Here is a 26,033-nt window from a genome sequence, read left to right as displayed (position 1 = left end):
CGAGCAGGGCATATGGACAGTTCACTTCTCGGGGGGCTGGTCGAAGGTCACTGCGATGTCTTCGAAGTCTTTGTTGCGCTGGGCCTGTGCCTGATCGGTGTACGTGCGCCGGTCCCCGGTGGTCAGGGTGACGTTCTCAGTGAATGGCGACAACAGTGCCCGGGGATAAAGCTTGTCGATCCGCACGACGTTGATCTCCACGCACAGCACGACCGAGCACGAGGCCAGGTAGAGAAAGCCGAGGAGGCCGAGCACCACGGCGAACACGCCGTTGGTGTCAGAGGATTGGCTCACGACCTGACCGACATAGAACGAGCCGAACCGCTGCAGCAGCTGCCACGCCACGGCAGCGACCACCGCGCCGGGAGCAACCTGCCGCCAGCTCAGGGAGCGCACGGTGGCCCATTTGAACGCGATCGCGAACAACCCGGCGTTGACCACGATCGAGGCCAGCACCAGCAGCCAGGCGAACCCGAAGCCGATCCGCCACGCGGCGCCGATCTGGGACAGCACAGTCGATCCGAGGATCAGCGGACCGAGGATGAGCAGTCCGATCAGCCCGCGTACCCGGACCATCAACGGATTGGGGCGTTGGTTGACCGGCACCGCCCAGGCGACGTTCATCGCGTTCTGCACAGCGACGGCAACGCCGAGACCGCCGAAGGCGGCAACGCCGATTCCGGCGATCAGGCCGGCGGTGCCGCCGCTGAGCCGCTCCGGGCGGCTGATCTGGTCGCCGATCACCGGAAACTGGCTCAACGCCGAGTCGAGGATGCGCTGCTGAAGCTGCGGGTCGGCTTTGAGAAGCACGCCGAGCACGGTCGTCAAAATCAACAGCAGCGGAAACAACGACACGAAGGCGTAGTAGGTGATCAACGCGGCAAGGTATCCGCCCTGATCGTCGACGAACTTATAGATCACGGCCAGCGGAAAACCCAACCCGCGGTGACGTCGTTGCAACCTATCGATCCTGCGGATCAATCCGACCAATCATTCCTCGCGATGTTCTGTGCCGACGGCCCCTGCACCTAGTATCACCCAGATCGAGCGCCAGCCGCGATGCCTATGGCTCGCGGCAAGATTCGTGTGTACATGGCCTGCTCGCACCTACGCCGGCCACAGCGAACGCACACTGTACGCATTGCCTCCGACAGATTTCTCACCGTGCCGCGGAGACGACCGCCTCCGTTGCCGCGGTGTCGCCCACGGTGATCCGGATACCGGTGGCGCAGTGTTTCACCTGGATGCCGCCGCGGGTGAAACCCGCGCGCAGCCGGTCGAGTTCGGCGGGGACGCAACCGGACAGGTAGACGAAGTTCGCGGCGCTGGTCGGCACGTGGTAGCCGAGCTCGCGCAGGGCCGCGGTGAGCCTGCCGCATTCGCGGGTGATCGTTTCGGTGCGCAGGGCGAGTTCGTCTTCCGCGGCGTAGCAGGCGCGGACGCCCGCCTCGGCCAGGGCGGTCATCCCGAACGGCAACTGCCAGCGGCGAATTCGGGCGATGACCGGCGCCGAACCGAAGGCGTAGCCGACGCGCAACGCGGCGAGACCGTACGCCTTGGAGAAGGTGCGCATCACCACCAGATTGGGGTGCCGCTCGACCAGCGCGGCGGTGTCCACGCGGTCGCCAGGTGGCACGAAATCGATATACGCCTCATCCAGCACGACCGTGACCGACGGGTCGATGCGTTCGAGGAACCCGGCGAACGCGTCGTGCCCGATACAGGTGCCGGTCGGGTTGTGCGGACTGCACAGCACGACCACCGCCGTGCGCTCGTCCACAGCAGCCGACATCGCCGCCAGATCCTGATGTCCATTCCGCGTCAAGGGCACTTCTACGACGCGCCCGCCGACCGTGTCGGTCAACAGCGGGTAGCCGTCGAAGGTCGGCGTCGCCATCACCACGCCCGCGCCGGGCGTGACGAACTCCTGCAGGATATGCATGATCACGCCGGTCGCGCCCGCGCCGACCACGACGCGATCCGGTGGGTAGCCGAGCCGTTCCGCGATCAGCCCGGGCAGCCTGCGGGGCAGGAATTCCGGGTAGCGGTTCGCGGCGGCCAGCGCGCCCGTCAACGCCGCCCGCACCGAAGGCAATGGGCCGTACGGATTCTCATTGAGCGAAAGTTGGTGGCCGAGTTGCACAGTCTGCACAATCATCGACCTCTCAGCGCCCGCCCCAGCGCACCGCGGCGGCCGCGGCGAAATCCCCGGCGTGGGCGAAACCGGCGAGCATCACCAGCGATCCAGCAGGCACCTTGCCCGCCTGTATCGCTTGGTCGAAGGTGACGGGAATGCCTGCGGCGAAGAGATTTCCGCATTCGTCGAAGGTGTCGGGATGCCGTTCCACCGGCAGTTGCAGGGCGTCGCGCCAGTTGCGCAGGAAGGCCCGGTTCGGCTGATTGGTCACCAGCACGTCCAGTTCATCCGACCGCACGCCGATCCGCCCGCACACCGCCTGCGCCGCCTCCGGAACGATGCGATTGCCGCGGGCAAGGACTTTCGCGATCTTCGACTCGGTGAAGCCGACGTGCATCTGGCCGGTGCCCGCCTCCCAGTACTTTCGCGGCGGATCGGCGACCACCGTCATCTGCCCGGCGAATTCCGGGAGATGCCTGGTCTCGATATCGAGAATCGGTGAGTCATCGGACTTGACGAGCAGCCCGACGCCCGCGCCGTCACCGGGGATGGCGGCCTGCGGCTTGCTGCGCACCTGCTCCTGGGTGAAGACCTGCCCGGCGACGTTCTGCACGGTCACGATCAGCGCGGCGCGTGCGGCGCTGCTCATCAGGATCTGCCTGGCGATCTTCATGCCGTGGACGAACGCGGCGCAACCGCCGTTGTGCAGGTCGATCAACCATTCCGGATTGATGCCGAGTCGGGCGGCGACCTCGCCACCGCTGCCGACGATGCCGATCTCGGGCAGTTGGGTGTGCACGATGAGAACGTCGATTTCGCCGAGGAATTCGGTGCCGCGGCGTTCCAGCATGGGCGCGATCGCCTGTTCGACCATATCGGCGGGTGTTTCGCCGGGGGCGATGTGGTGCCGGAACGGCGGCGACTTGAACATCGCGTTCGAGATGTTGTCCTCGGGGTCCGCGTAGCGGGTGAAGTAGTCGGCGGTGACGCGGTTCTTGGGGAGGTAACTGGAAACGTCGACGAGGCTGATCGAGTCGGTCACGGTGCCCATCACTTCATCCATTCCGGCTTGATCGGCTCGCCCTTGGCGTGGCGGTGTTCGCAGATCGCCTTCAGATTGCGCAGTTCCAGCAGATGACCCGCGTAGAAGAGATTCCAGAAATCGCCGACCCAGACCGGGCGATCGGGCGGTGCGGTATCCGGGTAGCCGTTCTCGTCATAGAACGGGTGGTGGCAATTGGTCCACAGGACAACCGATCCCGGCTTGTTCAAGACCTGTTGCGCGTCGAGGACTCGCATCAGGTAGATCATCCAGAGGTGGTCGGGCTGATCCCAGGCACAGTGGTAGTCGACGGTGCGGGCGGCGGCGTTCGCGACGGTCCGGGTGTAGATGCGGGTGTGCTCGCCGATGCGGTCGTCGGATACCCAGAGATCCGGCTCGGCGGTGCGCTCGAAACCGCGCATGCTGTAGGTCCATTCGCACAGGCTGCGGGTGTCGGCGAGATACTCGAATACCTCGTCCGGCGGCGCCTCGACGTATTCGTTTACGGTGCAGAACTGTCCATAGACTTCGTCGTGCGGGTACACGGCGCGGGTCATATCGAGGACGATCGGCATACCCTCTTTGACGCTGATGTTCTCGACCCGATAGACACCGGGGATATCGAGTTCCGGGGCCTCGACGGGCTCGGCCGAGATCGCGGCAGGTTCGGTCATGCGGAGAGCTCCTTCAAGAATGGCGCGAATGGTGGTATTTCGTCTGGGTCGCAAAGGATTTCGATGAAGACGGGTCCGGTCGCGGCGCTGGTCGCATCCAGCGCGGCCTCGAATTCCGCGCGAGTGTCGGTGGAGTAGGCCGGAATACGCGGGAACATCGCGGCGACCGCGGCACCGATGCGCGCGGGGCCGAATCTGTTGAAGGTGTAATCGCCGGAGTAGTAGAGCTGTTCGCGGGTCACGCACATCGCGTGCGCGTTGTTGTTGAAGATCACGAAGGTGACCGGCACGTCATGTTCGACGGCGGTGTGTACTTCGTGGCCGTGCATGAAATACGCACCGTCTCCGGCGATTACGAACGTCCGGCGGCGACGGCCCAGCGCGCTGCCGATACCCGCGCCGAACGCGTAACCCATGCCGCCCATGCCGAGGGCGATGACAAAGCGGCCGTCGGGTGGCACCGGCATGTGGTGTACCGCCGCCGCGCCGGTATTGCCCGCGTCGACAACCACATCCGTGCCCGGCGTCAGCCTGGCGTTGATCGCCTCGATCGCATCGCGGTAGCGCACACCCGGACCCGAGGCGGACGGAACACGCTGTGCGGGAGACACGATCGACCGGAGCGGCTCGAATCGCGCGTCCGCAGGCGTTACCGCCGAGGCCAACTCCACCAGCCGTGGCCGAAGCGGCCCGCGCAGCCAGGCATCCGTCCGCACGAACGCAGGGTCAGTACCCATATGCAGCACCCGCGGGCAATTCGCCAGTGCCGCTTCGAGACCGGCGCGAGCCATCACCGGCATCGGGGTGCCCACCAACACGCACAGGTCGGCATCGGCGATGAGCTCGACGACCCGAGGATGACCCATGCTGCCCGCGATGCCCGCGAACAGCGGGTGGTCGTTCGGGAAGGCGTCCTTGGCATCCGGTGTCACCGCCACCACCGCCCGCAACGCCCTCGCCAGGATGACGAGCTCGGCCCTGGCATCGGCGCGGGCCACCTCGGGGCCTGCGACAATCACGGTGTGACCATTGCCCGCGGCGGAGGCGACGAGCGCGAGCGCCTCGTCGCTGGCACAGCTCTCCTCGGAGAGCAGTCCGTCCCGCACCGCATAGCTTTGTTCCAGCACCGGCTGGGTCTGAATATCCTTGGGCAGCAACAGCACCGCCGGACCGCCTGCCATCGCGGCATCGATCGCCTGCGTGACCGCCGCGGTGACATCCCCGGCCCGGGTGAGCTTTACACAGAATCGCGTGACCGAGCCGAACAGCCGCTCCGCATCGATCCGCCCGAAGCCACCGCTGGTGTCCTGAAACGCGCCACGCCCCTCCAGCGCGAGCGGCGGCTGCCCGACCAAGGCCAGCACCGGAACTCGCGAATCGAACGACTCCCCCAGCGCGGCAATCAGATTCAGCGCACCACCGCCGGAGGTGGCGGCCACGACACCGAGCCGATTGGTGGTGCGCGCGTAGCCGTCGGCCATTGTCGCGGCGCCGAATTCATGCTTGGCGACGATCCCGGTGATCGATGCGATACTGCGGTGCAACGCGTCGTAGATGTCTTCGATATTCGCGCCACCGACACCGAAAACGTGGTCACTGTGCTCGGCGATCAGGTCGACAATGCGGTCGGCGACGGACTTTCGGCAGTTCACGGCAGTTTCACCCGCCGCTTCCAAGATAGATCGCGTGCGATTCATCGCCCACAATGTATCTCAGACAGTCGTCGCATCACAATGTGACCTGCGTCATGGCGGTCAGGAAATAGCTTGTTGTACAACAACTTTGAACAAGCGACCAATTCTTGGTCCGATGCCCAACTCAACCAGGCAGCAATGCAACTGTGGCACAACCGAACCCGGCTCAACGAGATCAACCCGCCGAGCCGGTGACAGTGAGTCGTGCCGAATCAGCTGATAACGGAGTTCATGATGGTGCCCGCGCTGGTCGCCACCGCACCGCCCGCCATCGCGCTGGCGATCATCTTCGGCGATTGCAAACCGCCGCCGCTCCACTTCTCCCACGCAAACCGGCCGCCGCCGTAAGTAATGGCGGTGATACCGGATAGCTGGACGAGCCAGGTGAAGTAGCGGCCCATTTGCAGAAGTTTATCCGCGAGGGGCGGCGCCTCCGGTGTCGGATTGCCGACCTCCGCAAGAACGGTGTCGTGTAGCGCGGCGAGGATCATGCTCACGTTCGTGCTCCTTTTCGCAGGCTGAGGTGGGTCCGGACACGAGCAATCACGGTCTGGTCGCTAATGACTCGGTAATCGAAGAAATCGCGCCGCCGAAGAATTCGACGACACCACCGGCACGACGGCGCTAGCTATCGCTGCGGACTCGTGCCATGTCGTCTCCTGCTTTCCGCTCGTCGCCGGAAAAACTCGTGACCTGGGCAATTCAACCCCATCAAGATCACATGTACCCCGCGACACACCGGACAAACAGCACACTCCACACCAGAGCGACCGACCGGTCTGCATTCAGTCGATGGCCATCCTGAGCGACACTTACGGAAAAGATCACCGAAACCGGATGGATCCTCGAAAACCCTCCCCCATCCGGCCGAATCACCGCATGCCGAGCGTTCGCTGGAATATCCTTACCGAGCAAGATTCGCAGTCGCAGTCGCCAGCCGTGGGTGACTCGGCGGTGACCGGGACCGACTCTCCCGTTGCCGCCACAGGAGGGAATCACCATGCCGGACAGTCATTCACAAACCGCCGCCGCATTACCGACCAAGATCGATACGAGCGTCGCGCACGAAGCGCGCGTTTACGACTATTGGCTAGGCGGGCGGGACAACTACCCGGCCGATCGCGCGCTCGGCGACGCCATCGCCACCCACATCCCCGCCATCCGCACCATGGCCCGCGCCAACCGCGCGTTCCTCGGCCGCGCGGTCGACTACCTGACCCGCGAGGCGGGGATCGACCAGTTCCTCGACATCGGCACCGGCATCCCCACCGCGGGCAACACCCATGAGGTGGCCCAACAGCTCAATCCGGCGGCCCGCGTGGTCTATGTGGACAACGATCCGATCGTGCTCGCGCACGCCCGCGCCCTGATGTCGAGCAAGCCGCAGGGCAAGACGGCCTTCATCCACGCCGACCTGCACGACCCGGTGGCCATCCTGCGCGACGACACCCTCCGCGTCACCCTCGACCTCGACCAGCCGGTCGCCATCATGCTGGTCGCGATCATGATGTACTTCCGCGACGAGGACGAGCCGCACGACATCATCAAGAATCTGCTCGACGTGGTGCCCGTCGGCAGCTACCTGGTGATCACCCACCCCACCGCCGACTTCGATGAGCAAGCCATGGCCGGCGTGGTCGCCGCCGCCGAACAGGCGGGCATCACCTTCCATCCGCGCAGCCGTGCCGAAACCGAGACGCTGTTCGCCGGGACCGAGCTCATCGAGCCGGGCGTCGTCCCCGTGGTCACCTGGCACCCCGAGCCCGGCGAGGATCCCGCCGACCCCGAATCCGCCTGGTACTGGGCAGGCATCGGCCGCAAACTCTGACCGAGCAACAATCCAGCTCTCCCACAACCGGTCTCGGCGACTGGACACGCCGTTGACGGCGGCAACAATAAAGAACACACTGTCTTTTATGGATAAAGACAGTGTGTCTATTGCCGGTCCCTCCGCACTGGCATTACCTGATCATGGTGCGCTGTCGGACTTCTGGGAGAGCACCTCCGGCGAGCACGACGTCGAGATCACCGAAATCACCGGCAGTCTGCCGCCGGATCTCGTCGGGACGCTCTACCACAACGGAGCCGGGCGCGGAAACGTCGGATCATCGTCCGTCGACAGCCTTTTCGATGCGGACGGGATGGTTACCGCGTTCTCGCTCGACGGGTCGGGCGTCCGATTCCGCAACCGCTTCGTCTGGACGAAGCACTATCTGAAAGCGAACAAGGCCGGAAAACTGGTGCAGCGCGGCATAACCCGGCAGCGCGCGGGCGGCATCCTCGCGAACGCGTTCCGGCTGCCCGCGAACACCGCCAACACCAATGTGATGACGGGGCCGGATTCGCTGTTCGCGCTACACGAGGTCGGCAAGCCGCACCGGCTCGACCCGGACACCCTGGAAACGCTCGGGATGTGCGATCTCGGTGGGGTGCTGCGCGGACCGCAGGGCGCGTACTCGGCGCACTACTGTGTCGATCCGGCCACCGGCAGCAAGGTGAACTTCGGATTCGACGCCTGCTATCCCCGCTTCGATCCGAAGTGGGTGCTCGATGCTCCAGATCGCGGCGAGCGCTTACGCCGGTTGCGCGAGCTGGCCGGGGAAGCCATTCCCCGACTTCGGTTGCGGCTCTACGAAACCGACCGCCACGGGCAAACCCGCTACCTGCGTTCCGTGCCGCTGCCCGGGCTCACCCGCGTCCCGTTGATCCACGACATGGCGCTCACCGCCCGCTACGCGATCTTCACCGTCTCGCCGTTCCGCATGGACCCGCTGGCGATCCTCGGCGCGAAGTCGTACTGGAATTCCATGTCCGTCATGGACGATGAGCCGACCTACCTCCTGCTCGCACCGCGCGACGGCGGGCCGGTTCGGGTGGTCGAGACGGAGCCGTTCTTCTCGTGGCACTACGCCAACGCCTACGACGACGGCACCGATGTCGTGGTCGACCTGAGTCGCTACTCGCCCGCGACGATTCCGGGCATGCAACGCTGGACCGCCGATGTCCGATCCGGTCTGCAGACGATCTACCACGAACTCTCCGCCGCACAGCAGTCCGATTCGGTCCAGCTGGCCCGGTATCGAATCAGCCTGTCGGGTCGGGTGATTCGGGAGCCGCTGGCCGACATCGTTTGCGATTTCCCGCAATTCGATCAGCGCCGAGCCACCGCGAAGCACGCGTTCTCCTACGTTGTCGCGCTGTACGCCTCCGACACCGAGGGATCCGGGATCGCACGGATCGACAACCACACCGGCACCGTGCAGAAGTACTGTCCGCCAGGGCACATCATGGTCGAACCGACTTTCGTGCCCCGCGACGCCAAGTCGGCCGAGGACGACGGCTGGGTTCTGACCGTCGGCTACGACGAAGCGGCACACCGCAGCAGGCTGATGGTCTTCGACGCCGCGCACATCGATGCCGGACCGCTCGCGGAGGCGTGGCTGCCGTTCCATGTGCCGCTGCGCTACCACGGTGCCTTCACCGACCGGGTGATGCGCCGCCCGGATTGATCGCTGCCGCAGCCTCCTACGATTGTCAGGTGGTAGAACAGCGACGTGGCCGCGGCAGGCCGACCGGTTCCCGGGTCGATCCCGCGGTCCGGTACGAGGAGTTGCTCGACGCCGCGGAGCGCGCCATCCGCGAGCAGGGGCCGCAGGCGAGTCTCGTCGAGGTCGCGCGGCACGCCGGGTTCGGCCGGTCGGCCGTCTACGCCATCTTCCCGAGCAGAAGCGCGATGCTGGCCGCACTCAGTAAACGACACGTCGCGCGGATTCTGACCACCCTCGTCGAACGCACTCGCGGCGCGGACGATCCGCGCGAACGGGTCAGCGCCTTCATCGACAACCTGTGCGCATGGATCGAAGAAGAGCCCCAGCTCTACCGCGCGCTCAGCGGGCACGCGCTGATGGGCGGCGACGACGAGCGCGGCATCTTCGAAGAGCTGGCCGATGCCACCGAGCAGGTGCTGGTGAAGAACCTCAGCGAACTCGGCGCACCGACGGATGCCGCGGCACCGTGGTCGCGCGCGATGATCGGCTCCACCGCTGCGGCGGCGGCGTGGTGGCAACGCACCGGGACGATGTCCCGCGCCGAACTCGTGCAGCATCTGACGGTGCTGAGCTGGGGCGGCGGCGTGCGGATGCCGCTGTACCCGCCGCCCGGAGACTGACGGCGGGTCGAATATGGTTGCTAGTCGGCGACTTTCACGACGGCCTTGCCGAAGTTACGGCCCTGGAGCAGGCCGATGAAGGCTTCGGGGGCGTTATCGAGGCCCTCGGTGATGTCTTCCAGGTAGCGGACGCGGCCGTCGCCGACCCATTCGGTCATGTCGCGCAGGAAGTCCGGGAAGAGCTCCTCGACGAACTCGTTTTGGATGAAGCCGCGGATGGTCAGGCTCTTGACGAGGATGCGGCTGTAGAAAGCCGGGAGGTGGTCCGGCCCTTCGGGGACGCCCTCCGCGTTGTAGTTGGCGATGAGGCCGCACACCGGGACGCGCGCGTAGAGGTTGAGCAGCGGGTACACCGCTTCGGCGACGGCACCGGCGACGTTCTCGAAGTAGACATCGATGCCCTCGGGGACCGCGGCCTTCAGCTGCTCGGCGAAGTCGGGGGCACGGTGATCAAGTGCGACGTCGAAGCCCAGCTCATTGATCAGGGCCGCGCACTTGTCCGGTCCACCGGCGATGCCGACCGCGCGGGCGCCCTTGATCTTGGCGATCTGGCCGACCGCCGAGCCGACCGGGCCGGTGGCCGCGGCGACCACGACGGTCTCCCCCGCGCGCGGCTGACCGATCTTCAGCAGACCGGAGTACGCGGTGAAACCGGGCATACCGAGCACGCCGAGCGCCGTGGACGCCGGCACCTTCTCGGGATCGAGCTTGCGCAGGCTCGACGCGGGCGCGACATCATGCGACTGCCAGCCCGAATAGGCCTGCACCACATCGCCTTTCACGAATCCGGCGGCGCGGGAATCGACCACCTCGGCGACGGTGCCGCCGACCATCACGGCGCCGACGTCGACCGGCTTCGCATACGACTTCGCGGCGCTCATCCGGCCGCGCATGTACGGGTCCAGGGACAGATAGAGCGTTCGCAGCAGCACCTGTCCTTCCTCGAGCGGCGGCAGCTCGGCCGTTTCGGTGCGGAAGTTCGCCGGGGTGGGTGCACCCTCCGGGCGGGAAGCAAGCACGATTCGTGTCGTCTCGACCATGGATCCGAGCTTAGCCCCGAGGTCGTTCGCACCCGGTCGGGCTAACGACGGCGAAGGTGCGACCGATAGGCCGGGTGTCGGATGCCACGACAGCGGCTCGTCCATGTCGACGGAAGGATCAGGACGAATCGTGCGGTGCTCGGTAGCGCCGCTGCGAGTTTGCTCACTCTGGCACCGGCTCACCTCGCTGCCGATCGGCACCTGGCCGCACCCTGGTAGGGCTCCGCCCTGTCTCGTATACGACCACCTGCATAGGGAGTTTCTCTTGGCACGCCTCCGTCGTACCCGCGTCGCACTGACCATGACCACCGCCGTGACGGCGGTCCTGCTGACCGCGGGCACCGCGGCCGGACGGCCGATCGGGCCATTCGACGTCGGCGGGGCGATCGAGGTCGAATACGACCAGGCCGGTGGGGGTGGCGTCTTCGGTGACCCGGTCAATCCGGAATCCGACGCGGGCCGTGGCGGCAAGTACCAGGCTTTCGAACGCAACGCTTCCATCTACTGGCACCCCGCCACCGGGGCACACCAGGTCGGTGGCGCGATTCGCGACAAGTGGGGCAACCTGGGCTTCGAGAACGGGCTGCTCGGCTACCCCGTCACCCGGGAAGCGTCGACACCGTCGAAGCCGGGCCGCTACAACCACTTCCAGGGTGGCTCGATCTACTGGTCCATCGGCACCGCCGCGCACCAGATCGGTGGCGCGATCCGCGACAAGTGGGGCTCGTACGGGTGGGAGAACAGCCCGCTCGGGTTCCCGATCACCGATGAAGCTCCCGCCAAGAACAACGGCCGCTACAACCTCTTCGACGACGGCGCCATCTACTGGTCCGGGGCCACCGGCGCGCACGTCATCTGGGGCGCGATCCGCACGACCTGGGAAGCCAGGGCGGGCGTGAACGGCGGCTACGGCTACCCGACCGGCGACGAGTACGACTACCAGAACGGCAAAGCCCAGGACTTCCAGGGTGGGCGCATCACCTGGCAACCCTGACCCCGCTCGTCGCACCTTCGTCCGACCGACCAGGCCGCCTGAGCGATGGTTGTGCCTTCATGCCATCATCGCCTACCAACGCTCCGTCCTGTCTCGTCACCGAGTAACGCCTGACCGAGGAGTTCTTTTGGCCCGCCTTCGTACCCATCGCCCGTCCGGATCGCGCGGCAGCGCGGCGCTGGCAACGGCCACCGTCGCGCTGGCGGTGCTGCTGACCGCGGGCACCGCCGGTGCACGCCCGATCGGCCCCTTCGATGTGGGCGGCGCGATCGAGGTCGAATACGACGCGGCAGGCGGGCCCGGTGCCCTCGGCGACCCGACCTCCCCCGAGTCGGATGCCGCGGGCGGCGGCAAGTTCCAGACCTTCGACCGCAACGCCGCCATCTACTGGAGCGCCGACACCGGCGCGCATCAGCTCGGCGGCCCGATCCTGGACAAGTGGCGCGGACTCGGCGCGGAAACCGGCGGGTTGCGCTACCCGGTGACCAGCGAGCAGTCGACCCCGGTGAAGCCCGGTCGCTTCAGCCACTTCCAGGGCGGTTCCGTCTACTGGTCCGTCGGCACCGCCGCCCACCAGGTCAGCGGCGTCATCCGGGACAAGTGGTACGCCCTCGGCGCCGAGAACAGCCCCCTCGGCTTCCCGATCACCGACGAGGCCCCCGCCAAGAACAGCGGCCGCTACAACCTCTTCAACGACGGCGCCATCTACTGGTCCAAGGCCACCGGCGCCCACGCCGTCTGGGGCTCCATCCGCACCAGCTGGGAAGCCCGGGCCAGCGCCGACGGCATCTACGGCTACCCCACCGGCGACGAATACGACTACGAGGGTGGCAAAGCCCAAGACTTCCAAGGTGGCCGAATCACCTGGCGTCCCTAGGAGATCAGATCACCGCCCCGCGGTGCTGTCGCCGTAGATCGGATCGGTGAGCGCCTCGAGAGTTGCCGAGGTGAGCGGGCACTCAGGCGGGTTGGCCCATTTGGCTGGGGTATTCGGGGCGGCCGTCGTTGGCGGGGATGGTGGGGTAGGCGGCTCGGAGGCGTTGGTGGGCTTCGGGTTTCGCGTCCAGGTGGTCGAGGCCGAGTAGGGCGGCACCGAGAACTGGTGGGGCGATTACGATTCGGGGCTCGGCGAGCGGGGCCGCTACGGCGAGGCGGGATTTCACGTTGTCGATCAGTAGCGGCTGACGGGCGGCCAGGACGCCGCCGCCGAGGATGACGGGGGTGGGCTCATCGAGCATGTTCAGTTTTCGCATGACGACGAAGGCGAGTCGGGTGATCTCGTCGGCTTGGCGGTCGATCAGCTTCAGAGCGGTCGGATCGCCCGCTTCGGCGGTGCTGAACAGGACGCGGACCAGCTCGTGTAGTCGGTCCTCTTCGAGCTGGCCCAGGTGGATCGCCTCGGCTACCGCATTGGCTCCGGCCAGGCCGAAGTACTCGCCGATGGCCGCGGATAGCGCCGTCGGCTCGCCCCGGCCGTCCTCGGCGCGGGCGGCGTGCCACATGGCCTCGGAGGCCATGCCACCGCCGCCGCCCCAGTCTCCAGTCAGCACGCCGAGGGCCGGGAAGCGGGCGGTGCGGCCGTCCGGTAGCAGGCCGACGCAGTTGATCCCGGCGCCACAGACCACCGCGACGCCGCGCGGGCCGTCGGTCCCCGCACGGAGCAGCCCGAAGGTGTCGTTGACGACGCCCGCTGTCAGGCCCCATGGCCGAGCCGCGATGGCGGCATGGATCCGCTGTTCCTCGATGGGCAGATCGACGTTGGCCATACACGCGCTCACCCGGGTGGTGAGCACCCCGCCTCGGGTCAAACCGGCTTGCCTGGCAACGGATTCCACCAGCGGGGTGAGCCCCTCGATCGCCTGACGCGCCCCGGTGCGATGGGGCTGGTAGCCGCCGCCACGCGCGGTACCGAGGACCGATCCGTCGAGCCCGACCAGTGCCACATCGGTCTTGCTATTGCCTGCGTCAATGGCCAGGACGCCCGGGACCTGTTCATTCTGTGGGAGTTTCATCAGACGCTTCCCCCGCCAACAGTGCACGGTGTTTGTCGGCATGATCACGCCCAACCCAGGTAGGCGCGGTTGTGAACGATCAGCCGGTCGGTCAGCTGCTCGGCCAGTTCGTTCTGGCCGACCAGCGGGTGTGCCAGTAGTGCGTCCAAAACAAGGTCGCGACCGCCTTCGACCGCGGCGCGCAATGCGAGCTGCTCGTAGGCGGTGACGTGGGCGATCAGGCCCGCGTAAAGGGGTTCGACCGGCTTCTGCGGTAGTGGACGCACCCCTGCGGCGTCCACCTCCGCAGGCACTTCGATGACGGCGTCATCGGGCAGGAACGGCAGGATGCCGTCGTTGCGGGTGTTGACCACTTGGACGCTGCCGCCGGTGCCGAGCAACGCGGCGAGCAGGTGCACCGCGGCCTCGGAATAGAAAGCGCCGCCGCGTGTTCCGAGCAGCTCGGGTTTGGTGTCGAGGGCCGGGTCGGCGTACATCTCCAGCAACTGGCGCTCGATGGCCGCGACTTCGGCGGCGCGCGAACCCTTGATTCCGAGTTCCTCGACCACCACGTCGTGCTGGTAGAAGTAGCGCAGGTAGTACGACGGGACGACACCGAGCCGCCGGATCAGCGAAAGTGGTAGCCGCACATCGGCGGCGATCTCCTCACCGAAATCGGCGAGGAGCTTCGGTAACGCCTCGTGCCCGGTCCCCGCACCCGGGTAGTCGAGCACGGTCACCCCGCGCTCCCAGGTGAGGTGATTGATTCCTACGTGGTCGAGTCGAACCAGTTCCGGGTCGACACCCAAGTGCGCGGCGAACTTTCGCTGGAATCCGATGGCAACGTTGCACAGTCCGACAGCTTTGTGCCCTGCGGATTGCAGTGCGCGCGTGACGATCCCGACCGGGTTGGTGAAATCGATGATCCAAGCATCAGGGTTGGCCCGGCGTACATGCTCGGCGATATCGAGCACCACAGGGACCGTGCGCAGCGCCTTCGCCAGTCCCCCGGCTCCGGTCGTTTCCTGTCCGACACAACCACATTCGAGCGGCCAGGTCTCATCCTCGTTCCGGGCGGCCTGCCCACCCACCCGCAGCTGGAGCAGCACGGCATCGACGCCGTCGACCCCGTCCGCGACCGAGGTGGCAGTGGTGACCCGCGCGCCGTGCCCCTGTTTACCGAAGATCCGGCGAGCCAACCCCGCGATCAACTCCAGCCTGTCCGCGGCCGGGTCGATCAGTACCACTTCATCGATCGACAGGGTGTCACGGAGTCGCGCGAAACCGTCGATCAACTCCGGCGTATAGGTGGAACCACCACCGACTATGGCTATTTTGAGTGCGCTCATCAGCCTTTGACCCCTGTCAGTGTCACGCCTTCGATGAAGGCTTTCTGTGCGAAGAAGAACAGGAGGATCACCGGCGCCATCACCAGCAGGGTGGCGGCCATGGTGAGGTTCCAGTTGGTGTGATGAGCACTCTTGAACGACTCCAGGCCGTAGCTCAGCGTCCAGGCCCCCGGATTCTCGCTGGCATAGATCTGCGGCCCGAAATAGTCGTTCCAGCAATAGAAGAACTGGAACAGCGCGACCGCCGCGATGGCGGGCTTGGCCATCGGCAGCACGATCCGCAGCAGTATGCACAGCTCGCCACAGCCGTCGATACGGGCCGCCTCGAGATAGTCGTTGGGGATGGTCAACAGGAACTGCCGGAGCAGGAAGATGGAGAAGGCGTCACCGAAGGCCAACGGAATGATCAACGGCCACAACGATCCTGTGAGGTGAAACTGTTTCGCCCAGATCAGATACATCGGGATTACCGTCACCTGCGGCGGCAGCATCATCATCGAAACCACAGCCATCAGCGCCAGATTGCGACCACGGAAGCGAAACTTGGCCAGCGCGTACGCAACCGGAATGCTGGACAGCAGCGTCAGCGCCGTACCGGCCACCGCGTACACCAGCGTGTTACGCCACCAGGTGAGGAATCCCGTTGTCTCCCAGACCTTTACATAGTTGCCCCAGTGCCACTCGGCGGGCCAGAGATCGGAGGTGAGCGCCTGCCGGTCCGACATCACCGAGGTGAGGAAGACGAACACGAACGGCATCAGGAACAGCAGCGCAGCCGCGATCGCCAGCGAGTGCATCGCAACCCAGTTCAGCGTGTCTTTGCGGCGCGCACCCCTGGCCGCAGGCGTCGGCACGGTGACCGGCGGCGGCAGCGTGGTAGTCATGGTCATCGCTCAGTCCTCCTGCAGGAAGCCGGATTTGCGCCGCAGCAGCAGCGCGGTGAACGCCATCGAGATGGCGAACAGGATCACGGCGATCACACACGCGGACCCGATATCGAAGCGCTGGAAGCCGAGGTTGTAGACCATCTGCGGCAGGGTCCAGGTGGACCCGTGCGGGTAGCCGGGCTCGAACGCCTCCCCCGAGCTACCCGCCTTACCGCTGGCGACCTTTCCCGCGACGATCGCCTGGGTGTAGTACTGCATCGTCTGAATCACGCCGGTCACCACCGCGAACAGCACGATGGGCGTGATGTTCGGGAGCGTGACGTACCGGAACCGCTGCCAAGGACCCGCACCGTCCAACTCGGCCGCCTCGTACTGCTCCCTCGACACGTCCAGCAAGGCCGCCGTGAAGATGACCATCAGGTCGCCGATGCCCCACAGTGCCAACATGGTCAGCGCAGGCTTCGACCAGTCCGGGTCGGTGAACCAACCCGGTTGCGACAGACCGAGATTGCCGAGCAGATGGTTGACCGGCCCGGTCCCCGGATTGAGCAGGAAGGCGAAGGCGATTGTGGCCGCCACCGGCGGCGCGAGGAACGGCAGATAGAACACAGTGCGGAAGAACCCGACCCCGGTCTTGATCTTGGTGACCAGCATCCCGATGCCGAGCCCGAAGACCACCCGCAGCGAAACCATCACCAGGACCAGCCACAGGGTATTGCCTAGCCCCTGCCAGAAGAACGGGTACTTGTCGAGGACATAGTTCCAGTTCTTCAAGCCGGTGAAGGTCGGCGCGGCGAACCCGTCGTACCTCATGAAGGAGAAGTAGAGGGTGGATAGCAACGGGTAGGCGAAGAAGAACCCGAACCCGATCAACCACGGCGCGAGGAACATCAGGGTGCGCAGGGCCCCGCGGCGGCGCTTGCGCTTCAGCGCCGCCGGGACGGTGGTGGTCAGCAGTGCCATCGCTACATCACTTCGCCTGGACGATCGCCTCGTCGATTTCCTTCGCGGTCGCGGCCAGGCCCGCCGCGAGGTCGGCCTTGCCCGCCTCGTAGTCGTAGCCGAAGTTGCGCAGGGAAATCTGGTACGCGCCGCCGTTGATGCTGGACGGCGCGGTGGAGGAGTTCGGGTTCTTCGCGATCTCGATGAAGGTCTTGAAGTTCGGATCCGCCGACAGCTTCGGCGAATTCAAAGCCTCGTTGGTACTCGGCACATTGTGGATGGCGTTGGCGAAGCTGGCCACCGCGTCGGTGTTCGTGGTCAGGTACTTCACCAATTCCCAAGCGGCGGTCTGCTTTTGGCTGGACCTGGCGACGCCGATAATGGTGCCGGTCTGGTAGCCACGGCCGTAGGTGTCGGCCTGATCGTCCGGCACCGGGAAGGGTGCGGTGGCCCAGTCGAAGCTCACCGGATCGGCGGCGAGCGAGGCGGTGCGCCACTCGCCGTCGAAGGACATGGCCACCTGGCCGGTGTGGAAGGGATTCTTGGCGCTGAACTCCTCGCCGAAGGTCGTGCGGTACTTCTCCAGCTTGTCGAACCCGCCGAGCTTGGCGATCAGATTCTTCTGCCAGGCGTACATCGCGGCGACCTTGGGATCGGCGGCGACGTCCGACTTACCGTCCGCGGTGAAGTATTTGGCGCCGTACTGGCCCAGGTAGTACACCGGGGTGGTCTCGTAGCCGTGGTAATTCGGCATGAAGCCGAGCTGCTTATAGCTGTCCCCCTCCGCAATGGTCAGCTTGACGGCTGCGGCTTCGAACTCACTGAATGTCTTTGGTGGAGCGGTGATTCCGGCCGCCGCGAAGGCCGCCCTGTTGTAGTACAGGCCGTAGGCGTCGCCCAGTAATGGCAGCGCGCACTGGTTTCCCTCGAACTGGCTGTACTCGAGCATCGCCGCCGGGAACGTCTTGACGGGGTCGATGCCGTCCTTCTCCAGGAACGGCGCGAGGTCGGCCCAGACGTTGGCGGCGCAGAACTTGCCCACATTGTTGGTGGTGAAGGACGAAACCACGTCCGGAGCGTCCCGGCCGCCGCCGCGCAACGCCTGCTCGAGCTTGTCGTCGGCGATATTGGCGACCGGCTTGACGTGGATGTTGGGATGCAGCTTCTCGAACGCGGCGATGTTGTCGTTGATCGCCTTGACCTCGTGGTCCTGGCTCCAGCCGTGCCAGAAGGTGATGGTGACGTCCTTGCCGGCGTCGGATCCGTCGTTACCACCGCCGGAGCTCTGCCCGGTGCAGGCGGTGAGGAACAGCGCGGCAGTCGCGCATGCGGTGAGGGCGGCGAGGGTGCGTCGAGTGTTTCTGCGCATGTGCGGTTCTCCTGGGTACTGCTGGGTGTGGCGGTGGATCAATGGGTCGAGAACACGGTGTCCCTCGTGGTGGCCAAGGCGCGTTCGAGCGCTCCGTGCAGTACTGGCGAGCCCGGCACGGTGCTCGAGCGCACCTCGGGTCGCGGAAAGGTGAGGTCGGTCAGCGCGTCCTCGACGAGCGCCCGCAGCCGTTCGCCGCCTGCCCGCGGCACGTCACCGGCCAGGATCAGCAGCTCCGGGTCGACCACCGAGACGATCGAGGACAACCCGAGGGCCAGCCGGCCCGCGAAGTCGGCCAGGAACGCGTCGCCCGAGCCCGGCGTCTCCAGCGCCTCGGCCACGACGAGCGCGGCCGTCGGCGCGGACATTCCGTGCTGCCGTGCCAGCGCCAAAACCGCTGGCGCACCGGCTAATTGCTGGAAGCCGCCGGAGTTCTTCCGACGCACGTCACGCACGATCGGCGCACCGGGCAGCGGCATGTAGCCGACTTCGCCTGCGCCGCTGTGGAAACCGCGGTGCAACCGGCCCGCGATCACGATCGCCGCGCCGACGCCGACGCCGGTCCACAGCAGCACAAAGTCCTCACAGCCCTGCGCCGCGCCCTGTGCCTGTTCCGCGATGGCGGCGAGGTTGACGTCGTTCTCGATCGACACCGAGCAGCCGGTCGCCGCCTCCAGGTCGGCGACCAGTCGCGGCGAGTGCCACCCGGGCAAGTGCGTGGCATACCGCAGTTTTCCGGTGGCCGGGTCGAGCGCGCCGCCGATCCCGACAACGATCTCGCAGCAGACGCCCGCCGCGAGCCCGGTCAGCTCGACCGTCTCGGCGACCGCCGCACCCACCCTGGTGATGGTCTCGGCGGCGGGCCAGCCCTTGGTGGAGACCTCGTGCTCGGCGAGCGTGCGACCGGTGATGTCCGCGACCGCGATTCGAATGCGGGAGGCCGTCACATCGAGTCCGGCCACATACCCGGCGGCCGGATTGACTTGGTACAGCTGCGCATTCGGCCCTGGCCCGCCCGCCATGGTGCCGACCGGGACGACCAGCCCGGCCGTCTCCAACCGGGAGAGCAGCTGTGAGGCCGTCGGCTTGGAAAGACCGGTGAGAGTACCGATCTGGGTGCGGGACAGCGGGCCGTTGGCGAGCAGCAGTTCCAGCGCGGCGCGATCGTTGATGGCGCGCAGCAGGCTCGGTGTGCCCGCGAGGGTCTGTCGCGTGGTCACGTGACACCCCTCCTCTCACCCCACAGCGGGTGAACTATTAGGAAAGTTTCCAATTACTTTGAGGAGGGACTGTATGTCCGGTTTGACCGCATGTCAATCGCTGTCCGTGTGGCGGATACCCAAACGTCATGTGGCACAAAGCCGGGTTTGACCTCAACTACTGTTGAGGATCTAGCGTCGTCCTCGATCGAGCGAAATCGAAGGGAACCGCCATGAACATTCGCGAAGTAGTCATCAGCACAACGGATCTCGATGCGGCGGCGGACTTCTACCGGAACGTGCTACGACTTCCGGTCGCGACGAGACCGATCGTGTGACGGTGGAAATCGGCCTCAGCGAGCTCGTGCTGACCCGCGGCGCCGCTTTCGCGGGCGCGCATCATCTGGCGTTCGGGATTTCCCCAGACGATTTCGAGCTTGCGCGGAAATGGTTGCGCGGTCAGGTCGATCCGATCGCGGTCAACGGGTCCGATGCCATCGACGGTCCGCCTGGTTGGGATTCGCGCTCGGTGTATTTCCGTGGGCCCGATGGCATCGTGCTGGAGCTCATTGCGCGGCAGGCCGACGCGGAGGCGCCTGCGAGCACCGGCGATGCGCCTCGGTTGCTATCGATCAGCGAGGTCGGCATCGGCGTGCCGGACGTTCAGCAAGCGGTTGGCGAACTCGCTGAAACGTATGGTCTGCACGCCTTTACGCCGCGGCTACCGGACTTCACACCGGTCGGCGACAACGACGGCCTGCTGATTCTGGTTGACCGCGAACGGATTTGGTTCCCGACCGAGGCAGACCTTCCTGCCCAAGCCTCGGGTCGCCGTGCGCATCGATGCGCCCGAGGGCGGCGAACGCTCGCCCTCACCGCGGCAGCCCGCGTCGAAGGGTGAGTGGTCAGCTGCGGGTGCCACGGCGCCTGTCGTAGACCGCGCGGAGGTTCGCGCTGACCTTCTTGGCGGTGTCCTGAGCTTGCTGTCCGCGTTCGGAATTGAGGAGCTGCCTGGCGGCGTCGCCGGTCTGTCGTCCGGCATCCTGCCCGAGCCGGCGCAGCTGTATCGCCTGGGTCGATTCGCGTAGCTGCCGGAGCCGTTCGTCCTCGGCGAGGTGCTGCGCCTGTTGCTTCATGGCGTTGGTGACGGCCTGCATTCGTTCGAGTCCGACCTGGGTGCCGCGCTCGAGGATTGCCGCGTCCCTGGCTGCCTGCCATGACCTTTGGTATAAGCCCGCGTGGACAACCGTTGTCCCCGCAATGCGGTCGATCATGGTCCGACCGCCCGCCAAGGGGACGGCGTTGAGCACCAGAACCGCGACGGCTACGGCCCAAAGAATAAGGGACAGAACGTACTTGCCCGCCAGCAGCGCGATGCAGGCCGCAGCGTACAGGCCCACGTCCACCACGGTGCTCGCGAACGCCCGGCGGGCCGACTGCCACTTGCCGAGTCCGCCTTGCGGATCGGTGAGCGAATGAACCCTGATGTCCAGCAAGAACTTTCCGAGCGTACGGCCCTTCCAGGCCAGGGATGCGAACTGGTAGGCGAACACGATCAGCACCAGCGCGACGAACGCCTCGGCGATCAGTAGCAGGATTTCACCGAAGACGTCCCAGCCGAACGCTTTACCCGCGCCGCCCCAGTCCCCGTTCGCGCGGAACAGGTCCCAGCCGCCGGTTTGCGCCAGGCCCGGCCAGCCGGAGAGGTAGTCGGCGATCCGATAGTGCGTCACCGAGCCCAGCAACGCTGCGGCACCCAGGATGAGGGCGAAATCGATCGCCCATGCGGCGATTCGCCTGCCCGCCGAAGCCCGGTCGGGTGGCGGAATGTGCTCGGCCATCGGGTACACCTCTTCGCAGTATCGGCGGTGCGGGCTTCCGGGAGCCGACCTGCCGATGCCCTGTTCTTGCCTATCCCAGATTCCTCGGCTGGACGAGGTCGCACTATCGGCTGAACAGCCGACACGGATCCTTCCGGCGGTGGCCGAGCAGAAAGCTGGCGACGCACACCATAGGCGCGTGCGAGACACCGAAGATTCAGGCGGAGAAGAGGTTTCGAGGGGTGACGCGTGCGGTCAGCGCTACGCCGATACGCGCGAGGACGGCGTGGGGAGGACGTCTACGGCAACGGCCCGGCGACGAGGCGCGGGGCGGCGCTGCGCCAAGTGCGCGGCGACCACCAGACCGTGCGTTGCGATGACGACGGCTGACGCAGTACCGATTCCCACCAGCAGCAAACCCACGACAGATACCGATCCTTCCGATACACGGTTCCGATGGCGCCCTGTGCGCCGTCGGGCAGTATGCCCCGCCCTCCGCACCCCAAACAGGCTGTGATCCAGAACACAGCGGCGCACCGAGCAGGCAACCCTGATACCTCCGTGATCGTTAGGCTGACCTCGTGATCACCTGTGTTGTGGAGTACGTGATCGATCCCGCGAAGATCGACGCGTTCGAACGATTCGGTCGGCGGTGGATGGACCTAGTTGATCGGCACGGCGGCACCCACCACGGCTATTTCCTGCCCTCGGAGGGGGCAAGCGACAAAGCGATCGCGCTGTTCAGCTTCGCCAGCTTCAGCGCCTACGAGCAGTACCGAGCGCTGTTCGGCGTGGATCCCGACTTCATCGCAGCCGACCGCATCAGAGACGAAAGCGGATGCGTCCTACGGTACGAGCGCACCTTCATGCGCCCATTACTGCCGGAACGCGACTAGTCAGCGAGGACGTTCTCCGTGAACGAGCCAGCGATGTTGCCCGGCGGGGCATAGGCGCACACGATGTAGGTTTCGTAGAACTGTGCGCCCATCCCTCCGGCCCGGGCACATCCGACAGCGGTCGTGTCCCTCCACACCACTTGGGTGAAACTCGCTGTCTCAGTCGAGAATGCGGGGTTGTTGGGATCGTAGAAGGCTCTCTCGCGGTACCAGTTGTCCACGGCCGCAGAGCAGGGAGCCAACTCAGGGGCAACCGACCCCGTCCAGAACAGGGTCTCCCCGTAGTGGCCGTTCAGACCACGGTGCCCGTGCGACAGCCCCGCACTCTGACTGATCAATTGAGCGCGGCTCTTGGCGTACTCGACAAGGTTCGGATCGATTGCCAACGCGGGTGCGTGATGTCTTCCCCGGTATTTGGTAAGGGAGGTGCCACATTCCGCTTGGAAATCAGCTGTCGTTTGGTCGGCGAGCGGATCACGGGCGGCGGCTGGACCAGCAGCCGCAACCACCACGCCCAACACAACCATGCCTACTGCCACTGCCGTGCCGTAGCGGTTCAGCGCGTTCGATCCAGTCACAACGTCTCCGATCAAACTGTTGTCGGTGTCAGTCGGCCGATCACCCAGCAAGCAGGGCCGGTTTCGGAGTGTATTCGGAACAGCACGCATCGCGGATGGCACGCGCCGTCCTACGCGCGGCCGAACGCCCAACGGATCAGGCAGGGGCACTGTCGCGGACGTGCACGGGCACGTCGTCGGCCCACGGCTGCCGGGTCACCATGTCGGCGACGTGCACGACGCCCCGTTCGAACTCCCCCGTAGCGGCGTCGACGAGGCGGTACTCCTGTGTCCCCTTGTGGATCGGCTGGGCGTCGAGCAGCACGATCCGTACTTCGCCGGGCTCGAACTGACATCGCTGCTGCATCGCGGCGATGAGCTGCTCGTTGTGCATGTGGCCGTCGCCGAAGTTCCAGCCGACCGCGGTGCTGCAGATGCGCTCGCCGTCGGTGATGGTGTACTCGTCTTCGCGGCCCGTCGGCATGGCGCGGTGCACGAGGGTGAACAGGGCGCGCCCGTGGGTGTTCATGGCGCGGAAGGCGTATCCCATGTACATCGGGATCTGCGCCCGGTCTTTGCCGTAGAACCGCTCCAGCTGTGCCTGCGGCATGCTGGCGATCGCGACGATCCCCCGGCCGATCTTCGCCGCCGCCGACGGTTTGATGCACCACATCGTCGTATCCCAGTTGCCCGCGTAGTAGCGCATGCCGGGCAGGAAGGAGATCTTGCGCGGGAACAGGTTTCCGGCGATCACGATGCCCGCGATCACGACGAACAACACCGCCACCGGCATCGGGTTCTGCAAGCTGCCGAGACCGAGATCAGCGTGCGCGACGAACAACACGAGCACGCCGAAGATCATGAAGACGTTCCACTCCAGCGGCACGCCCATCGGCACGGCGGTCAGGATCCCCAGGTGGAAGCCGACCATCACGACCGCGGCGATCGCCGTCACCAGACCACCGTGCGAGAAGAACAGCACCAGCGGGACAAGCATCTCGACGGCGGTGGCACCGTGGGCGAAGATGCGGGACAAGCGACCTGGCCGCAGGTCGTCCGGGAAGTTCTCGAAGAACTTGCGCTTGAGTGACTTTCGCCGGAAGACCGGGCTGTTGGACATCATGGTGGACACCACGAACGGGAAGTGCTTGTTCAGCTTCGACGTCGCCGCGCCCATCCAGATCACCACGAAAACCACCTTCGCGGCGACGATCACGTCGACGCCGGTGAACAAGAAGGTGACCGCCAGCGTCGCGTACACCTCGCCGCGCGCCGCCAGGAAGATCACCTTGTCGCGCAACCCGATCAGCGCGAGCAGGGCGAGGATCGCCGCGATCTGCCACAGCGGCAGCAGCCCCACCGTCGTATCCAACTCGGGTATCGGCCCGGTCCCGTTGGACAGCAACGCAATCGCCGTCAGCACCAGCAATGCCGCATACAGCGCGACATCCACCACCGACCGAGTAGTGCCCCCGGTCAACGGAATACGCTCCGGCCATGGCGGCAGCCGAATGGTCTTGGGCCGCAACCAATACAGGATCGAGCCGAACGGCGGAAAGAACCGGTTGTTCAGCGGCCCGAACCCGCAACCGAGCCCCACCACCTCGAACAGCAAGGTGTACAGCACGACCTTCTGGAAGACGATCGGCTCCGACCACCACGCACCGACGTTCGTGAACCCATCGATGCCCTTGGTGCACAACACGATCAGCCAGCCGCCGAGCACATACAGGCCGACCTTGCCGACATAGAACAGATGCAGCGCGACGGGCGTCCCGAAACCCACCTCGGCCCAGTGCCGGGCCATGGGCCGGATCCGTTCGCTACGAGTGCCCTTGCTCCACTCCGCCATATCGACCACGGGCAGGTCGGGCTCGAGAAACCCCATTGAGCACTCTCCGATTCGACGACGCCGAGGTGCCCAGCCGAACCAGGGACCTCGCGGTCCTTCGATACGTTCACATAAACTGCAACGCGTGTCAATTCTGTACCCTCGAATGATCGCGCCAAGGGAGTCGCCGTGGGCGGCGCTACCCGTGCAATCGCAGGACGCGGGTGGGAGTCGTCGGGATAATCGGTGGGGTGCCCGATGCGGCACGCCGGTCGAGAGGAGACCTTCGTGTCGGATTCGCCCAATTCCCGATCGTTTGCCGTGGGCACGATGGCGGGGGTCAATCCGCCGGTGAGTGCCTCGCGCTTCCTGGTGCGGATGGCTCGGCTCGGCCGGCTGGATTCGGTGCTGGCGCCGGATCACTTGATCAGCGTGTTTCCGCGGGCCATCTGGGATACCGACTTCACCCCGCAGGCGAAGGCGCTCGAGAGCCCGGACGAGCAGTTCGATTACGCCCCGCTGCTCGCGTATCTCGCCGCCGGCGCCGGGCGGGTGCAGTTGGGGGTCGGGGTGACCGATCCGCACCGCAGGCATCCGGTGCTGCTGGCGCAGACGTTTCTCACGCTGGCGCATATGACGAAGGTGCCGCCGATCCTGGGTCTCGGGTCCGGTGAGACGGAGAACCTCGATCCGTACGGGTTCACCTGGAATCGGCCGGTCGATCGCCTCGAGGAGGCGCTACAGGTGATCCGCGCGGCCTGGTCCGAGGCGAAGTCCATCGACTTCGCCGGGAAGTACTACCGGATCGACGGGGCGCCAATGGATTTGACGGCTCCGGCGGATCGGATGCCGCAGATATGGCTCGGTGCGCACGGGCCACGGATGCTCGAACTGACCGGGCGATACGCCGACGGCTGGTATCCGTGGGAGACGCTGTCGCCGGACGAGTACCAGCGACGACTGAGACTGGTCCACACGTCCGCCCGCGCCGCCGGTCGCGACCCGGCGGCGATCGTCCCCGCGCAGATGATCCAAATGCTCACCGCGCGTACGCATGCGGGGATCAAGCGACTGCTGCGGGCACCGTCGACCCGCTATCTCGGCCTGCTCGCACCGGACACGGTGTGGGCGCGCTACGGCGTGAAACATCCGTTCGGCGAAGGCTTCCGCGGCCTGATCGATCTGATGCCGCACCAGCTGACCAAGGCCGAGGTGCAGGAGGCGATCGCGGAGGTGCCCGACGAGGTGCTGCACGACTGGCTCATGATCGGCACTCCGCCCGAGATCCTGGCCCGCATTCGCGAGCTACAGGACGCGGGACTGCGGCACGCCATCGTCTTTCCGACCGCCGCCCTGGTGTCCAACGCCGACATGGCATTTGGTTACGGGGTCGTGCTGTGGTTGGCCCGGAGGTTGCGGCGACAGGCGGTTTGATTCGCCGGA

At 65.9% G+C, this 26,033-nt stretch carries 25 protein-coding genes; 8 read left to right on the top strand and 17 right to left on the bottom strand.

The annotated features are described in order from the left end of the window. Positions 1–21: 21 nt before the first annotated feature. The 6 genes from ACQPW1_RS21985 to ACQPW1_RS21960 form a co-directional block, all read right to left on the bottom strand. Entirely contained in the window at positions 22–969 is a 948-nt protein-coding gene (locus ACQPW1_RS21985; protein ID WP_433665303.1) for a YihY/virulence factor BrkB family protein, read from the bottom strand. 190 nt (positions 970–1,159) lie between these two features. Further along, positions 1,160–2,158 (bottom strand): pyridoxal phosphate-dependent aminotransferase, encoded by a 999-nt coding sequence (locus ACQPW1_RS21980; RefSeq protein WP_433664561.1) that lies wholly within the window; start codon positions 2,156–2,158, stop codon positions 1,160–1,162. Between the two features lie 7 nt (positions 2,159–2,165). After that, positions 2,166–3,188 carry a 3-oxoacyl-ACP synthase III family protein gene (locus tag ACQPW1_RS21975; RefSeq protein ID WP_433664560.1) on the bottom strand — a complete coding sequence of 341 codons (1,023 nt, stop codon included), beginning with the start codon at positions 3,186–3,188 and terminating at the stop codon, positions 2,166–2,168. Next, positions 3,188–3,853, bottom strand: coding sequence for an SRPBCC family protein (locus ACQPW1_RS21970; protein ID WP_433664559.1), 666 nt, complete (start codon positions 3,851–3,853; stop codon positions 3,188–3,190). Before ACQPW1_RS21970 ends, ACQPW1_RS21975 begins: the two co-directional genes overlap by 1 nt. Beyond that, positions 3,850–5,550: a thiamine pyrophosphate-binding protein gene (locus ACQPW1_RS21965; RefSeq protein WP_433664558.1), complete on the bottom strand. Its 1,701-nt coding sequence runs from the start codon at positions 5,548–5,550 to the stop codon at positions 3,850–3,852. Before ACQPW1_RS21965 ends, ACQPW1_RS21970 begins: the two co-directional genes overlap by 4 nt. Positions 5,551–5,759: 209 nt before the next feature. Continuing rightward, positions 5,760–6,038 (bottom strand): hypothetical protein, encoded by a 279-nt coding sequence (locus tag ACQPW1_RS21960; RefSeq protein WP_433665302.1) that lies wholly within the window; start codon positions 6,036–6,038, stop codon positions 5,760–5,762. Positions 6,039–6,547: 509 nt separating this feature from the next. On the opposite strand from ACQPW1_RS21960, the gene ACQPW1_RS21955 reads away from it, so the two are divergent. The 3 genes from ACQPW1_RS21955 (at position 6,548) to ACQPW1_RS21945 (ending at position 9,715) form a co-directional block, all read left to right on the top strand. After that, entirely contained in the window at positions 6,548–7,375 is an 828-nt protein-coding gene (locus ACQPW1_RS21955; protein ID WP_433664557.1) for an SAM-dependent methyltransferase, read from the top strand. 127 nt (positions 7,376–7,502) lie between these two features. Then, on the top strand, positions 7,503–9,056 hold the full coding sequence (locus tag ACQPW1_RS21950; RefSeq protein ID WP_433665301.1) for a carotenoid oxygenase family protein: 1,554 nt from the start codon (positions 7,503–7,505) through the stop codon (positions 9,054–9,056). A gap of 29 nt (positions 9,057–9,085) precedes the next feature. Then, positions 9,086–9,715 (top strand): TetR/AcrR family transcriptional regulator, encoded by a 630-nt coding sequence (locus ACQPW1_RS21945; RefSeq protein WP_433664556.1) that lies wholly within the window; start codon positions 9,086–9,088, stop codon positions 9,713–9,715. 20 nt (positions 9,716–9,735) lie between these two features. On the opposite strand, the gene ACQPW1_RS21940 is transcribed toward ACQPW1_RS21945, so the two are convergent. Then, entirely contained in the window at positions 9,736–10,755 is a 1,020-nt protein-coding gene (locus tag ACQPW1_RS21940; protein WP_433664555.1) for an NADP-dependent oxidoreductase, read from the bottom strand. Positions 10,756–11,020: 265 nt separating this feature from the next. On the opposite strand from ACQPW1_RS21940, the gene ACQPW1_RS21935 reads away from it, so the two are divergent. Together ACQPW1_RS21935 and ACQPW1_RS21930 are read left to right on the top strand one after the other, a co-directional pair. Beyond that, positions 11,021–11,749: an LGFP repeat-containing protein gene (locus ACQPW1_RS21935; RefSeq protein WP_433664554.1), complete on the top strand. Its 729-nt coding sequence runs from the start codon at positions 11,021–11,023 to the stop codon at positions 11,747–11,749. A 127-nt stretch (positions 11,750–11,876) separates the two neighbouring features. Next, positions 11,877–12,626, top strand: a complete 750-nt coding sequence (locus tag ACQPW1_RS21930; protein WP_433664553.1) for an LGFP repeat-containing protein — start codon at positions 11,877–11,879, stop codon at positions 12,624–12,626. An 82-nt stretch (positions 12,627–12,708) separates the two neighbouring features. On the opposite strand, the gene ACQPW1_RS21925 is transcribed toward ACQPW1_RS21930, so the two are convergent. The 6 genes from ACQPW1_RS21925 to ACQPW1_RS21900 are packed head-to-tail and all read right to left on the bottom strand — an operon-like array spanning position 12,709 to position 19,507. After that, entirely contained in the window at positions 12,709–13,761 is a 1,053-nt protein-coding gene (locus ACQPW1_RS21925) for an N-acetylglucosamine kinase (RefSeq protein ID WP_433664552.1), read from the bottom strand. Between the two features lie 44 nt (positions 13,762–13,805). Continuing rightward, the gene (locus tag ACQPW1_RS21920; protein WP_433664551.1) at positions 13,806–15,089 is read right to left on the bottom strand and encodes a 6-phospho-beta-glucosidase; all 1,284 of its coding nucleotides are present in this window, start codon (positions 15,087–15,089) and stop codon (positions 13,806–13,808) included. Continuing rightward, positions 15,089–15,979, bottom strand: a complete 891-nt coding sequence (locus tag ACQPW1_RS21915; protein ID WP_433664550.1) for a carbohydrate ABC transporter permease — start codon at positions 15,977–15,979, stop codon at positions 15,089–15,091. The genes ACQPW1_RS21920 and ACQPW1_RS21915 overlap by 1 nt, the downstream gene beginning before the upstream one ends. 3 nt (positions 15,980–15,982) lie before the next feature. Then, a complete protein-coding gene (locus tag ACQPW1_RS21910; protein WP_433664548.1) occupies positions 15,983–16,939 on the bottom strand; it encodes a carbohydrate ABC transporter permease in 957 nt (318 codons plus the stop codon). 7 nt (positions 16,940–16,946) lie between these two features. Beyond that, a complete protein-coding gene (locus ACQPW1_RS21905; protein ID WP_433664546.1) occupies positions 16,947–18,287 on the bottom strand; it encodes an extracellular solute-binding protein in 1,341 nt (446 codons plus the stop codon). A 38-nt stretch (positions 18,288–18,325) separates the two neighbouring features. After that, positions 18,326–19,507 (bottom strand): ROK family transcriptional regulator, encoded by a 1,182-nt coding sequence (locus ACQPW1_RS21900; protein ID WP_433664545.1) that lies wholly within the window; start codon positions 19,505–19,507, stop codon positions 18,326–18,328. Positions 19,508–19,820: 313 nt separating this feature from the next. On the opposite strand from ACQPW1_RS21900, the gene ACQPW1_RS21895 reads away from it, so the two are divergent. Continuing rightward, on the top strand, positions 19,821–20,387 hold the full coding sequence (locus ACQPW1_RS21895; protein WP_433664544.1) for a hypothetical protein: 567 nt from the start codon (positions 19,821–19,823) through the stop codon (positions 20,385–20,387). A gap of 4 nt (positions 20,388–20,391) precedes the next feature. Here the strand turns inward: ACQPW1_RS21895 and ACQPW1_RS21890 are convergent, their stop codons facing one another. Both ACQPW1_RS21890 and ACQPW1_RS21885 read right to left on the bottom strand, forming a co-directional pair. Continuing rightward, entirely contained in the window at positions 20,392–21,327 is a 936-nt protein-coding gene (locus ACQPW1_RS21890; RefSeq protein ID WP_433664543.1) for an RDD family protein, read from the bottom strand. 240 nt (positions 21,328–21,567) lie between these two features. After that, positions 21,568–21,729: a hypothetical protein gene (locus ACQPW1_RS21885; RefSeq protein ID WP_433664542.1), complete on the bottom strand. Its 162-nt coding sequence runs from the start codon at positions 21,727–21,729 to the stop codon at positions 21,568–21,570. Positions 21,730–21,887: 158 nt separating this feature from the next. Here ACQPW1_RS21885 and ACQPW1_RS21880 point away from each other — a divergent pair, with 158 nt between their 5' ends. Continuing rightward, on the top strand, positions 21,888–22,202 hold the full coding sequence (locus tag ACQPW1_RS21880) for an NIPSNAP family protein (protein WP_433664541.1): 315 nt from the start codon (positions 21,888–21,890) through the stop codon (positions 22,200–22,202). Here the strand turns inward: ACQPW1_RS21880 and ACQPW1_RS21875 are convergent. Beyond that, a complete protein-coding gene (locus ACQPW1_RS21875) occupies positions 22,199–22,780 on the bottom strand; it encodes a CAP family protein (protein ID WP_433664540.1) in 582 nt (193 codons plus the stop codon). The genes ACQPW1_RS21880 and ACQPW1_RS21875 overlap by 4 nt on opposite strands. Before the next feature lie 136 nt (positions 22,781–22,916). Beyond that, a complete protein-coding gene (locus ACQPW1_RS21870) occupies positions 22,917–24,647 on the bottom strand; it encodes a DUF3556 domain-containing protein (RefSeq protein ID WP_433664539.1) in 1,731 nt (576 codons plus the stop codon). 231 nt (positions 24,648–24,878) lie between these two features. Here ACQPW1_RS21870 and ACQPW1_RS21865 point away from each other — a divergent pair, with 231 nt between their 5' ends. After that, positions 24,879–26,024 carry an LLM class flavin-dependent oxidoreductase gene (locus ACQPW1_RS21865; protein WP_433664538.1) on the top strand — a complete coding sequence of 382 codons (1,146 nt, stop codon included), beginning with the start codon at positions 24,879–24,881 and terminating at the stop codon, positions 26,022–26,024. Positions 26,025–26,033 lie beyond the last annotated feature (9 nt).

This window comes from Nocardia sp. CA-128927 (genome assembly GCF_050955855.1).
Lineage (GTDB): Bacteria > Actinomycetota > Actinomycetes > Mycobacteriales > Mycobacteriaceae > Nocardia.
Note: the sequence above shows the minus strand (reverse complement) of the source record. Positions and strands in the feature narration are given on the sequence as shown.